The organism is Occallatibacter savannae, assembly GCF_003131205.1.
Taxonomy (GTDB): Bacteria; Acidobacteriota; Terriglobia; order Terriglobales; family Acidobacteriaceae; genus Telmatobacter; species Telmatobacter savannae.
Genome location: NZ_QFFY01000001.1, coordinates 263666 through 276593, shown reverse-complemented (window position 1 = coordinate 276593; position 12928 = coordinate 263666). Strand labels below are relative to the sequence as shown.

13 protein-coding genes are annotated in these 12928 nt (G+C 58.8%); 3 read left to right on the top strand and 10 right to left on the bottom strand.

The annotated features are described in order from the left end of the window. Nucleotides 1–54 precede the first annotated feature (54 nt). From DHV10_RS01240 to DHV10_RS27485, 9 genes are all read right to left on the bottom strand, one after another. Nucleotides 55–1854, bottom strand: a complete 1800-nt coding sequence (locus DHV10_RS01240) for a glycoside hydrolase family 15 protein (protein WP_109484506.1) — start codon at nt 1852–1854, stop codon at nt 55–57. 9 nt (nt 1855–1863) lie between these two features. Then, nucleotides 1864–2634: an SDR family NAD(P)-dependent oxidoreductase gene (locus tag DHV10_RS01235; protein WP_109484505.1), complete on the bottom strand. Its 771-nt coding sequence runs from the start codon at nt 2632–2634 to the stop codon at nt 1864–1866. A gap of 157 nt (nt 2635–2791) precedes the next feature. Next, nucleotides 2792–3130 (bottom strand): DUF1634 domain-containing protein, encoded by a 339-nt coding sequence (locus DHV10_RS01230; protein WP_162601106.1) that lies wholly within the window; start codon nt 3128–3130, stop codon nt 2792–2794. 62 nt (nt 3131–3192) lie between these two features. Beyond that, nucleotides 3193–4038, bottom strand: coding sequence for a sulfite exporter TauE/SafE family protein (locus tag DHV10_RS01225; protein WP_109484503.1), 846 nt, complete (start codon nt 4036–4038; stop codon nt 3193–3195). Between the two features lie 46 nt (nt 4039–4084). After that, a complete protein-coding gene (locus DHV10_RS01220; RefSeq protein WP_109484502.1) occupies nt 4085–5206 on the bottom strand; it encodes a hypothetical protein in 1122 nt (373 codons plus the stop codon). 38 nt (nt 5207–5244) lie between these two features. After that, entirely contained in the window at nt 5245–5778 is a 534-nt protein-coding gene (locus DHV10_RS01215; protein WP_109484501.1) for a DUF1440 domain-containing protein, read from the bottom strand. A gap of 23 nt (nt 5779–5801) precedes the next feature. After that, nucleotides 5802–6980 carry an aldo/keto reductase gene (locus tag DHV10_RS01210; RefSeq protein ID WP_109484500.1) on the bottom strand — a complete coding sequence of 393 codons (1179 nt, stop codon included), beginning with the start codon at nt 6978–6980 and terminating at the stop codon, nt 5802–5804. A 16-nt stretch (nt 6981–6996) separates the two neighbouring features. Next, the gene (locus DHV10_RS01205; protein ID WP_109484499.1) at nt 6997–7995 is read right to left on the bottom strand and encodes an aldo/keto reductase; all 999 of its coding nucleotides are present in this window, start codon (nt 7993–7995) and stop codon (nt 6997–6999) included. An 82-nt stretch (nt 7996–8077) separates the two neighbouring features. Beyond that, nucleotides 8078–8230, bottom strand: coding sequence for a hypothetical protein (locus DHV10_RS27485; protein WP_204101294.1), 153 nt, complete (start codon nt 8228–8230; stop codon nt 8078–8080). Between the two features lie 150 nt (nt 8231–8380). On the opposite strand from DHV10_RS27485, the gene ku reads away from it, so the two are divergent. Further along, nucleotides 8381–9247 carry a non-homologous end joining protein Ku gene (gene ku / locus DHV10_RS01195; RefSeq protein WP_109484497.1) on the top strand — a complete coding sequence of 289 codons (867 nt, stop codon included), beginning with the start codon at nt 8381–8383 and terminating at the stop codon, nt 9245–9247. A 2-nt stretch (nt 9248–9249) separates the two neighbouring features. Then, nucleotides 9250–11955: a DNA ligase D gene (gene ligD, locus DHV10_RS01190; protein ID WP_109484496.1), complete on the top strand. Its 2706-nt coding sequence runs from the start codon at nt 9250–9252 to the stop codon at nt 11953–11955. 64 nt (nt 11956–12019) lie between these two features. Here ligD and DHV10_RS01185 read toward each other — a convergent pair whose 3' ends face one another. Next, nucleotides 12020–12616 carry a DUF4142 domain-containing protein gene (locus tag DHV10_RS01185; RefSeq protein ID WP_162601105.1) on the bottom strand — a complete coding sequence of 199 codons (597 nt, stop codon included), beginning with the start codon at nt 12614–12616 and terminating at the stop codon, nt 12020–12022. 160 nt (nt 12617–12776) lie between these two features. Between DHV10_RS01185 and DHV10_RS01180 the strand changes: the two genes are divergently transcribed. Beyond that, the gene (locus tag DHV10_RS01180) at nt 12777–12926 is read left to right on the top strand and encodes a lmo0937 family membrane protein (protein WP_109484494.1); all 150 of its coding nucleotides are present in this window, start codon (nt 12777–12779) and stop codon (nt 12924–12926) included. Nucleotides 12927–12928 lie beyond the last annotated feature (2 nt).

The window sequence follows — 12928 nt, the reverse complement described above, 5'->3', positions numbered from 1 at the left end:
CTCACAAAACACGAAACGCCGGATCAACTCCGGCGTTTCGCCTGTTTGCACACCCTAACGGCTTTGCTCGCGCCGCGCCCGTTCCCGCACACCCTCTCCGTCCTCGAGATCGAACGCCGCATTCACCAGCGCGATGTGCGAGAACGCCTGCGGAAAATTTCCGACCAGCCCCTTCGCCTTCGGATCATATTCCTCCGACAGCAATCCCAGATCGTTCGGCAGTTCCAGCAGCTTCTTGAACAGCTCTCGAGCTTCCTCCTGGCGGCCCACCGCCTTCAAGCTGCTCACCATCCAGAAGCTGCATGCAAGAAAGACGCCTTCGCCCGGCGGCAGGCCATCCTTCACGCGCGAGGTGTTATAGCGCAGCACCAATCCGTCTTGCATCAGGTTCTGTCGGATCTCCTCGACCGTGCCCTTGATCCGCTCATCTGTACCGGGCAGAAATCCGACCAGGGGCATCAGCAGCAGCGATGCATCCAGCTCATCGCCGCCGTACACCTGAACAAAGCTGTTTCGCTTCTTGCTGAATCCCTGATCGCAGATCTGCCGGTGTATCTCGTCGCGCAGCTGCTTCCAGCGATCCAGCGGTGCTTTGTACTTCAGTTCCTCGGCCAGCATTACTGCACGATCGAACGCAACCCACGCCATCAGCTTCGAATACGTGAACTGCTGCGGTCCTCCGCGCGTCTCCCAGATTCCCTGATCCGGCTTGTCCCATATCTCCTCCAAATGCTTGAGCAGCTGAACAAGGATTCGAAAGTCCTGCTCGCAATGCCGTCCCATCTTGTGCTGCGCATGATAGAACGAGTCCAGCATCTCCCCATAGATATCGAGCTGCGTCTGCATCGCCGCCGCGTTGCCGATCCGCACCGGCTTCGAATTCTCGTATCCCGACAACCAGTCCACGGTCCATTCCTGCAGTTGCCTCTCGCCACGCAGGCCATACATGATCTGCACCTGGTCGGGACTTCCGCCGAGCGCGCGCAGCAGCCAGTCCTGCCATGCGGCTGCTTCCTCGTAATAGCCGCCGTTGGCCAGCGCCAGCAACGTAAACGTCGTATCGCGCAGCCAGCAGTAGCGATAATCCCAGTTGCGCACGCCGCCCAGCGACTCCGGCAGCGAGGTCGTAATCGCCGCCACCACTCCACCGGTCGGGAGATACGTCATCGCCTTCAGAGTGATCAGCGAACGCTCCACGATCTCGCGATGCTCTCCATCGAACTTCAGCTTTCCCGTCCACTCCTCCCAAAACCCGACGGTGTCTTTGTACGCCTGATCGACATCGATCTCCGCCGGATCTTCTTTGTGCGACGGCCCGTAGGTCAGCGTGAACCACACACGCCTGCCTGCTTTCACCGGAAACTCGGCTATCGTCCGCATGTCCTCGCCATGCGTGGGAACTGAAGCGCGAAGCACGCACAGGTTTGGTCCGGCGATCGCGCGAACACCCTTCTCGATTCGATTCACCCACGGAACCGACCGCCCATAATCGAAGCGCAGGCAAAGTTCCATCCGCATCCGCGTCTCGCCGCGAATCCCCTCGACAAAGCGCACCACGTCAGAGTTCTTCCCGCGCACCGGCATGAAGTCTGTGAGACGCACCGCCCAATCCGTCGTCTCAAACACGGTCTCAACGATGAGCGTGTGTTCCCGATACTTGCGCGTCGTCCTCCACTCGCCATCCGTCGGAGCGATGCGCCAGTATCCGTTTTCTTCCGTACCGAGCAGCTTCGCGAAACACGCCTCCGACGAAAACGCCGGCCAGCAGAGCCAGTCAATCGATCCATTGCAATCCACCAGCGCCGCCGTTTCGCAATCTCCGATCAACGCATAATCTTCGATCCGTACAGACATGAGTCCCCGTTACTGTTCCTTGTAGTTCCGCATCAATCCGCCGTCGATCACGAACGTCGATCCCGTCACGTAGGACGCCTCGTCTGAAGCAAGATAAGCCACCATCGCAGCCACGTCCTCGGGCGTGCCCATCCGCCCCAGGGGGATGTTTTTCAGCAGCGCATTCAGCATCGGCTTGTTCTCAAGCAGCGACTTATTGATCGGCGTTGCAATCGCTCCAGGCGCGATGTTGTTCACCGTGATGCCAAGCGGACCAAGCTCCACGGCCAAATCCCGCATCAGCATGCGCAATCCGCCCTTGCTGCAGCAGTATGAAGCAAAACCCGGAAACACCATGTCCTCATGCACGGAGCTGATGTTCACGATCCGCCCCGGCTTCTTCGCATCGCGCAACCGCCGCACAAAAGCCTGAGTCAGAAAGAAAGGCCCGCGCAGATTCACGTTCATCACCAGGTCGTAGTCCGCTTCGGTCGTCTCCCAGAACTCCGACTTCTTCTCCACGCCGGCGTTGTTCACCAGGATGTCCGCCGACCCGAACTGATCCCACGCGGTATCCACCAGGCACTGCACATCGTTGATGCGCGTGACGTCTGCCTGAACAATCTTCCCTTCTCCACCGGCCTTCTCGATCGCCTCCTCTGTTTCCTTCGCACCTTCGGGGCTGCCCACATAGTCAACAATGACCTTGGCTCCCTCGCAGCCGAGCCGTTCCGCGATTCCCTGACCTATTCCAGAACCCGCGCCGGTCACGATGGCAACCTTGCCTTTGAAACGATGCATAACTCTCCTTCAACGGCCTTGCGCCGCCTACCTGCAGGCTTGGATGCGCGATCCGGCCACCCGCGGTGCTCGCGGGACCTGCGCGGTGTACGAGATCAGCCCAGTTTTGATGGACCACACATAAGTCGTGTAGCGATCTATCTTGACGAGACCTGCGTTACCGCGGCCGCAGAAATCCGTACAGCAATACTCCGAGCACAATCGCACTGATCAGCACGAACAGCTTGTCCCGCTCAATCACGAACGCAATCAGCGCAAACACCACGCGCGCCACAGGCGTAGCGATCAGCAGCAAGACTGCGAGTTGAATCAGCGCCGCCGGATCGCCCGTCTTGATGCCGTCGATCACCCCGCTAAAATGCCGCAGCCTCTGCGGCTCGCTCGAAAAGACGCGATAATTCGGCTTCTCTCCAGAGTGCGCATGCATATAAAGGAATCCGCCGGCGATCATCACAAAGGATGCGAGCAGCACCCCGACCTGCAGAAGCCGCCCCATGATCAACTCCATGCGGCGGTCATCGAAGTGTTCATGTTCGTGTCGCGGCGCCGACCCATTCTCTAGAACCACTTCTTCACCCCGCTCACAATCATCTCAACACCAAGAGCCAGAACGACCAGCGTAAACACGCCGCGCAGCACAGCGGTGCGGGCGCGCACCAGATAGCGCGCGCCTAGCAGCGAACCGGCCAGCACCCCCAGCATTACGGGAAATGCCAGCCCCGGAGCCACCAGCCCTCGATGAAGATAGATACCCGCGCTTGCCGCCGCCGTCACTCCGATCATGAAGTTGCTTGTGGTTGTCGACACCTTGAAGGGCACCTTCATCACACGATCCATCGCCAGCACCTTCACTGCTCCTGAACCAATCCCCAGCAGCCCCGAAAGGGTCCCCGCCACAAACATCAGCCCGAAGCCACCGGGAATGTTTTCAACTTCATACCTGCACGGCTTCCCGTCCCGGCCGGGATAGCTGCCTGAAAGTTCCAGCTTGTCAGACCAGCGGCTGTGCCCCGTCATTTCTACAGCCGCTGCTTCGTTTCTCTGTTGCCACGAGACAAATGCCGAGTAGATCAGCACTAGCCCAAAGATGATGGCAAGCCATTGGGTGTGAACCACGGTCGCCAAGTAGGCTCCAACAATCGCCCCGAGCGTTGTCGCGACCTCAAGAAACATCCCGATCCGCACGCTGGATAACCCCTCGCGAACGTATGCTGCCGCCGCTCCAGACGACGTCGCGATCACCGAAATCAGCGACACGCCGATTGCATATCGAATGTCGACGTGAAAGAACACGGTGAGCAACGGCACCAGCACCACTCCGCCGCCAAGCCCGGTGAGCGCACCCAGAAGTCCCGCCGTAAGGGACCCGAAAAACAGCAGAACGGTAAATAGAGGTAAAGTCATCGAGCGAACGAACCTTGAAAGAGCAGGATGAGTCGAGCCGGGCAGCTCAGAGAGGCTTCCCTTTAAACAAGTAGAACAGCTCGATCAACAGAATCAAAACCACTGTGAACTCCAGAAAGAAGGCACGGCTCTGGTTGAACTGATCCACCATGTAGTTGTAGAGATCGTCCGCAGTTTTCACCTTGCGTGAAACCAGGTCCTTGTAATCGGGCACGCCCACCTTCGCAGCCGCCAGCCGGTACAGCCGCGCCGCAAACATGTCGCTCAAAAACTTGATCGCGTTGTCGGCCCGCTCTGTCAGCTCCGCTACATCCAGCAGTGTTGTATGTAGGTTTCGCGCCGATCTCGCCATCCGCCATCTGGACAGAAACCCGGTCCTCTGCTCGAGCAGATCGTAGGCTCGATCCAGGATCTCGGTGAGCAGCTCGTCATAGTGCCTGAATTCCAGCAACTGCGAATTGGCGTATTCGAGCAGTTGAATTGCCGTCTCCGCGCCCGCACTGCTGTCGTAGAGAAACGCTGCATTCCAGCCGATCACCGCCACATCGCCGGCATAATATGAAATCTGCGAGTGCAGAACCTCATTTACCTCGCCCTGGGAGAGCTGCAGCCTGTCTCCTCTCACCACCTGGGCAATCTGCAGCGCATGGTCGCGGATCAGATCCGTCGCTGCCGGATTCCCCTCCGCCTGGCTGACGTGAAAGATGAAGTAGTCCTCGCTGAGCCATCGCGTGTAGGGGCGTTTCATCGCCTCCGCACACTGGCTCAGCCGTTCTCGCACCACAGGCTCCGCTTTCGAAGCAAAATCCACATCCCAAACCCAGCGGCTCGCCAGATGCACGAGATTGTTCCAGTCGCCGGTGAACGGCAAATGCAAGATCACGCTCACCACGCCGTAATCGTAGTACTTGATTTCACCATCGAGCCGCTCGCCGCCCTCCAGCAGCAGCGGCTGGAGCGGCTCGACGATTGGCGGCCGCTCATACCGCACGTAAGCGGGAGCAGCATGTTTCATCTTCGGCTGCTGCTGAACCAAGCTCTCTTTTGCGCTCTGCAGGCGATCGAGCCTGATCTCCTCGCAAACATCGAACTGGATCAGCACGAGGACCGACCCGTTCAAAACCGCAGCGCCCGTCGATGGTGTCTCGCCAGTCACGTACAAGCGCATGGTAACCCATACACCCGCTGCTTCACCTCAACGGCACATCACAGAATCGCCCGCACCAACCGCCGCACAGCCTCCGTAACTGTGCCGTACACCAGATGCGCCGCGAAAGGAGTGGCCAGCGAGGAAACGGGCGAATCCGGCGGCGAGCCCGAGAGATTCAGCGCCGGCACCGCAATCAAATCCGCCCCCGCAAACAGCAGCGCCCCAAATCCCGTGCCGAATCCGAACGTCGTCTCGGGAAGGCCTTCAGCAATCGCCCCGTACGTCGCCCCCATCAGCGCCCCGAACGCATAATGCACAATCGGGCCGCCCTTCTCCTTCTGCTCGTGCGACAGGTGCCGGCCGCCGGTCACCGTCGACACCACTGCCTCCGCAGTCTTCATCGTCGCGTCGTCGGGCTTTGGACCTACCGGCTCTTGCCGCTCACCGGCCGAGTCATCGCCCTGCACAGCCTTCTGCAGAGATGGACCCACATTCTCCATGAACTCATTCATGATCCATGAGGCCACCAGGCCGCCTGCAATACCTGCGACTATACCGCTCGCCAGATGCGCACTTCTCCGCTCTCCCATTCCTCAACTCCTCACGCCCGCTGTCAGGCAGGCAGCTTTTCAATCGTCGGAAAATCGTGCTGCTGTCGCCCAATCTCTCCGTCGTATTTCATCGTGCTCTTGAACAGCTCGTACCTGCCGTCGTTGAACTGCTTGCCATGCTCGCGCAGCTCGTTCATCTGCTTCTCATTCAGCGGCTTGAATCCGGTGAGAATGGCCAGGTTCTGGTCGAGCACTTCCATCGAGTCCATCCCCGAGATCGTCGTTGACACACCAGGAACACTCATCGCATACGAGAGGGCTTCAGTGGGCGTCAGTGCTCCGTGCACAATGGGCTCGCCAGATCCGCCCATGCTCTTCATAGAGAAGACCGCCATTCCCTTTTGCACCGCCGCAGGCAGCACGTCCTTCTCAAAGGATCGATAGCTCGGATCAAAAGCATTGATTGGAAACTGGACGGTGTCGAACTTGAAGCCGCGATTGAGCATGTCCAGATGAATCGACGGGTTCTTGTGTCCCGTGAATCCAACGAAGCGCACCTTACCCTGCTGCTTCGCCGCTGTCAGCGCCTCAAGCACTCCGTCAGGCTCGTACGCTTTCTCCGGGTCGTTGTAGTAGATCACCTCATGCACCTGCCAAACATCCAGATGGTCGGTTTGCAAACGCTTCAGGGACTCTTCCAGCATCCTCATGGCCACGTCCTTCTTGCGCCCGTGTGTGCACACCTTGGTCATCACGATCGCCTTGTCGCGCTTCCCCTTCAGCGCCGTCCCGACAAGCTCTTCGCTCTTGCCCTCGTGGTATTCCCACGCGTTATCGAAGAAGTTGATCCCATGATCCAGCGCCTTCGCCACCATCTCCGTCACAACGCTCTGCTCTTTGGCCGTTCCCAGGTGATATCCGCCCATTCCCAGAATCGATACCTGCAGCCCCGTACTTCCCATGGCTCGCTTCGGCGCCTCAAAATCCGGAACGCTGCCGCCATACTCCCCGTTGTAGTTCACGATGATCGGATTGGCAGTCTTCGACTGCATCAAGATGTTCTCCGCTGAGGTGCCTTTCTCGCGAGTCTGCGCAAAGGCCGGGTACTGTGCCACTGATGCCACCCCCGCCATTGCGGCGCCTTGCAGAAAGCGCCTTCGCGAGGGCTCGCCCGCATTGCTTGCGCTTTTCTCGCCGTCGCAGCTCCCGCCGGGCTCTGCGCACTTGTTTTCCTGCTCCATCAGTCCTCTTTTTCGCTCATTGGTTGCTCGAAACAGACGGGAACGGCTTGCCTGAATTTTCTGTCGCCTTGACCATCTGCTTCACTTCAATTTGCTGCATATCGAGCGGGAAGTCGTGGGCCAGTCTTGCTTCAGGGTTATCGAATTTCAAAGACGTTTTGTAAAGCTCGAAGTGCCCATCGGCTGCGTACGGCTTCGCACGCTCGCGCAGCTTTGCCATCTCTCCTTCACTCAGCGCGGAGAATCCTTGCGCAACTTTGAGGTTCTGCTCGAGAGTGCTGATCTCCGACATACCCGTCAGCGTCGTAGCCACCGGCAACGACATCGCGTAGCTCAGCAGTTCCTGCGCGGTGAAGACGCCCTTCTCCACCGGCTCGCCATGTCCGCCAATCGGTTTCATCCCGATCGCCGCAATCCCCTTCTTGTTCAGAACCGGCAGCACCTTCTGCTCGAAGCTGTGGAAGTTGGCGTCGAACGGATTCAGCGGCATCTGCACGGAGTCAAACGGAAAGCCCGTCTCCAGCATGCCAAGATGAATGTCAGGGTCCTTGTGTCCCGTGAACCCGACGAAGCGCACCTTGCCATCCTGCTTGGCTTTTCTCAGCGCCTCCGCGGCTCCATTTTGTCGGATAAAAAGCTCCGGATCGTTCGGAAAACTCACACCGTGAATCTGCCATAGGTCGAGATGATCCGTCTGCAATCGCCGAAGGCTCTGCTCCAGCATCAGCATCGCCAGGCCCGCATCGCGCCCATGCGTGCACACCTTCGTCATCAGGAAGATCTTGTCGCGCCGGCCCTTCAGGCCTTTCCCCAGCCAGTCTTCCGATTGCCCACGGTTGTACTCCCAGCAGCAATCGAAGAAGTTGATCCCGCCGTCGATCGCGCGGTGAATGATCTCGACCGCCGTCTTCTCGTCTTTCGCCTCGCCCAGATGGTGACCACCCATGCCGAGAGCAGATACCTTCGCGCCGGTCTTTCCAAAGTCCCTGAGAGGGATCGATCCCTGGTCCGCCATGTTGCCCGTAGGATGCCGGACACACTGAGCCGGTTTGCTCTTCGGCCGCGCGCCGAAACGCCTGCATTCTGTGGGTCGCGCGCTATCCGCGTCTCTTGAAGTACTGCACCGCGCGCTCGTGCTGCTCCGCTTTCTCGCGCGTCGCGAACGTGCCAAGGTTGCGTCGCTTGCCGGTGGATGCGTCCTTCTTGCGCGAGTACAGCCGAAACTCGCCCGATTTGAGTTTGCGAATCATATCCCATCGGATGCCGAATCCGACGCACACGTGTACCCCAAGTGGGTTTCTGCCTCAGCGTATGTGAGACAACTTGCCTCAACGCGCTCACATCGAACGACTTGGGCTCGCCGCGACGCACCTCATTGGCGGGCCTCTGGGAGACGCGCAATGGCTGGTCGGCCTTACTGGTCAGGACAACTTCGCATTTCACTCGTCGCATTCGGCATTCAACTCTTCCCTGCTACCAGCTCAACCTCTGAAGTCTCCTTCCACCAGATCGATCGCAAAACCCACCAGCGCGTCCACCACCTCAACGTCATCAACGGCGATCAGCCGGTTGCCAACGACGACATCGTAAAAGGGTTCGAATACAGCAAGGGCAATTACATCATCGTTGAGCCGGACGAAATCAAAAACCTGCGCCTCGCGACGCAGAAAACCATCAGCGTCGCGCAGTTCATTGAGGCCAAATCTCTGCCCCCGTACCTCTTCGAGAAGCCCTATTTCGTCGTGCCAGACCAGAAGGGATCGGCCGAGGCGTTCGCAGTCGTTCGCGAAGCCATGATCGAGTCGGACAAAGTCGCCATCGGCGAAGCTGCATTTGCTGGCCGCGAACACCTCATCACCATCGCTCCCCACCCCGACAAGAAGGTCCGCGGCATGATGGCCTACACCCTTCGCTATGCAGAAGAACTGCGCAAAGCCAAGGACTACTTCGGCAGCATCCCCGAGCAGAGCATCGACAAAAAGCAGTTGGAACTGGCAAACCAGCTCATCAAGAGCCAGTCCGCGCCGTTCAACCTCGACGAATTCAAGGACGACTACGAGGCCGCTCTCCGCGAGCTCATCGACGCCAAGCGAAACGACAAGGCTCTTCCCGAGGTCGAAGAGAAACCCCGGCCCAAGGTCGTCAACCTGATGGACGCGCTTCGCAAGAGCGTGGACGAGTCCAAGGCGAAGCCCACGTCACGTCGCACTTCCACCAAAGGTCCGCGGCTGGTAAAAACAGGAAAGCGCTCCCGTAGAGCCGCATAACTATGGCAAGATCCTCGACCCGCCGCAAAGATCCAGCGAAGACTTTCGAAGACCAGCTCACGAAGTACCGCGAGATGCGGGACTTCAACGTCACCGCCGAGCCGCGCGGATCGGCAACCGCCATCAACAAGAGTGTGAACGCCGGCGAGCTGCCGTTCGTCATTCAAAAGCACGCGGCATCTCACCTCCACTACGACTTCCGCCTCGCGTGGAATGGCGTTCTCAAGAGCTGGGCCGTGGCCAAAGGCCCCAGCGACCTACCCGCCGACAAGCGTCTCGCCGTTCAGGTCGAAGACCACCCGATCGAATACGGCAACTTCGAAGGCACCATTCCCAAAGGTCAATACGGCGGCGGCTCCGTGATGGTCTGGGATTTCGGCACGTGGGAACCGCTCGAAGATGCGGATAAGGGCCTCGAGAAAGGCCATCTCAAATTCAATCTCAACGGACAGAAGCTGCACGGCCGCTGGGCACTGGTCCGCATGCACACGATGGACGCGCGGCCCGGCAAACCCAACTGGCTGCTGATCAAGGACCGCGACGATTACGCCCGCAGCGAAGACGACGAGCCCATCACCGAGCGCCTCCCCGACAGCGCCGTGACCAAACGCACTATCGAGCAGATCAGCGAAGACAACGATCGGGTCTGGCAAAGCAATCGCGGCCAGGATGCTGAACCCGCACAGGAACTGGCCCGCAAGAACCCGAAGAAACAAGCTTCGAAATCTCGTCGGGCAAAACCGAACTTCACCGCTGCATTGAAATCCCTTCCCTCAGAGAAGTTCCCGAACTTCATCTCTCCCCAGCTTGCGAAGGCCTGCAGCAAGCCTCCAACTGGCGACGACTGGGTTCACGAGCTCAAGCTCGACGGCTACCGCATCCAGATGCAGATCCGTCCCGCTTCCGGTTCAGGCAAAAAGCGCGTCGCGCTTCTCACGCGCAAAGGACTCGACTGGACGCACCGCATGGCCGAACTCGCGCGCGCTGCCGAGCAGATTCAGGTCGACAGTGCCGTCCTCGACGGCGAAGTTGTGGTGATCGACGAGAAGGGCGGCACCAGCTTCTCTGATCTGCAGGCAGCATTTCAGGAAGGCGCAAAAGTCGATCTCACCTACTTCGCATTCGACCTGCTTCATCTCGACGGGCACAACCTTCGAAATCTTCCGCTGCTCGAGCGCAAGAAACTCCTCGCCAAGCTCATCGCCGGCCTCCCTGACGGCTCGCCAATTCACCTCAGCGAGCACTTTGAGGGTGATGGGGTTCAGATCTTCAGCAAGGCCTGCGGGCTCGGCGCCGAAGGCATCATCTCCAAATCCGGCTCAGCGCCCTATACGTCGACGCGCGGGAATACCTGGCTCAAAGCAAAGTGTTTCCTCGAGCAGGAGTTCGTCATCAGCGGATTCACCGATCCCTCTAACGGCAGCTACGGAATCGGCGCGCTGATCGTCGGGTACTACGAAAATGGCAAGCTTCGCTACGCCGGACGCTCGGGAACCGGCTTCACGCAAAAGTCTCAACAGACCATCCGCAAGCAGCTCGATAAGCTCGTGCAGTCCACGACGCCGTTCGCGGACCTTCCCAAAGGCGTCTCGCGCGGAGTTCACTGGGTGAAGCCCGAACTCGTAGCCCAACTCTCATTCGCCACCTGGACACGCGATAATCTCGTACGGCAGGCCTCGTTCAAAGGACTCCGCGAAGACAAGCCCGCGAAAGAAGTCGTACGCGAAAAAGCCGACGCACCTGCTCCTCCCGCAAAATCCGCCTCGCATCACAAGGGCCACATGTCATCGCCGAAGAGCTCAGGGACAACCGCCAAGCCGGATAAGATCGACCTGCCCATCACCCATCCCAACAAGATCCTCGACAACGAGTCGGGAATGACGAAACGCGATCTGGCCGAGTATCTGGTCGCAGTATCCGACCATATGCTGCCCCACATCGCCGACCGCCCTCTCAGCGTGGTTCGCTGTCCTGAAGGAAGCGGCAAACCCTGCTTCTTTCAAAAGCACATCGGCATGGGCGTCCCCGAATGCATCAGCAACGTTCCCGTTCCCAATAAGAAGAACGGCGGCGTCGAGCAATACCTCACCCTCAACTCCGTCGAAGGTCTTGTCGGCATGGCGCAGATGGGCGTACTCGAGATCCATCCCTGGGGCTCAAAGAACGAGTCGCTCGAGCAGCCGGATCGCATCATCTTCGACATGGATCCCGACGAAGCCATCGATTGGAAAACGCTCGCCGCCACCGCAAAGGAATTCCGCGCCCGTCTGGAAAGCTTTGGCCTTCAGAGCTTCCTGAAGACGACCGGCGGCAAGGGGCTGCACGTAGTCGCGCCCATCAAGCCAGAGTTTGAGTGGCCCGAAGTGAAAAACTTCTGCCACAACGTTGTGCTGGGCATGGAGCGAAAGAATCCGGCTCTCTATGTTACGAAGATGACGAAGGCGATTCGCAAGAATCGCATCTACCTTGATTATCTGCGCAATGACCGAGGTTCCACGGCCATCGCTCCCTACTCCACCCGCGCCCGCTCCGGCGCTCCGGTGGCTCTGCCGCTCGAGTGGAAGGAAGTGAGCGCCAAAGCGCGACCCGTATTTGGTGTAATGGACTTCAGTTCCTGGAAGAAGCGCCTCAACAAGGATCCCTGGGCCGAGATGCTCAAGGTCAAGCAACGCCTAACCGCCAAGGCGATCAGCGCAGCACAAGCCTGAGTAGTTTCGCCCATAAAAAGGATTCGGGGCGCATAAGGCGCCCCGATTAACGTTTCTCAGCCGTTTAGTGCTGCTGTTCGCGATGCCCCGTGGGCTGCCCGCTCATATCGTTGCTCATCGGATCGCTCGACTTGATGTTATGTTTCTCGGCAATCTGCTGCACCATCTGCAGGTGTTCGCTGATCACCTGCGATCCCTGGCTCGCCGCATCCTTGATGCTCGTGTCATTCCCAGAGCTCGCTTCCTTCTTGAACTCCGAGAGATCCTTCTTGTGGTCCTGCAGCATCGCCTTGATGTATGCCTTGTCGAACGCGTCTCCTGAGAGACTATTCAGTTTGGCTTCCAGCGCCTTGTCCTTTGCCGGAACGCCGTCAGGCACTTCGATCCCCTGCTGCTGCGCGATCTGTTTCATCTGGTCGCCCAGCTTCGTGTGATCATCCACCATTTTCTGCCCGAACTGCTTTACGTCGTCACTGCTGCCCTTCTGCGCTGCAAGCTGGCCGAGCTTCACCTCTGCATTGCCGCCCTCCAGCGCGGAGCGCACGAACTTCTTATCAGAGGAACTCGCGCTCGTTGTGTTCTGAGAAAAACCTGTCTGACCGCATACCAGCACTGCCGCGCTCAGCGCACACGTCGATAAAAATATCCCACTTCGCTTCATAAATAGACACCTCGGCGGCTGTTCACACACCCGCGTGTGCCTGTTGATGCCTTGGCCACGTGGTCCAGTTGTCTCCACGCCCGTCCGAGGTAAATGCAACCCGCTTAATTCCAAGAACATCACACGGGCATCTGTACGTACTCGCGATTGGAGATTCCTGATGCTTTGGACAATTTTTGTGATTCTTCTGGTGTTGTGGCTTCTTGGCTGGATCGGCTTCCACGCCCTCGGCGCCTATATTCACATCGTGCTGGTGCTCGCGCTCGTCGTGCTCTGCATCCAGCTCTTCTCCGGACGCCGCGCTGTATAGTC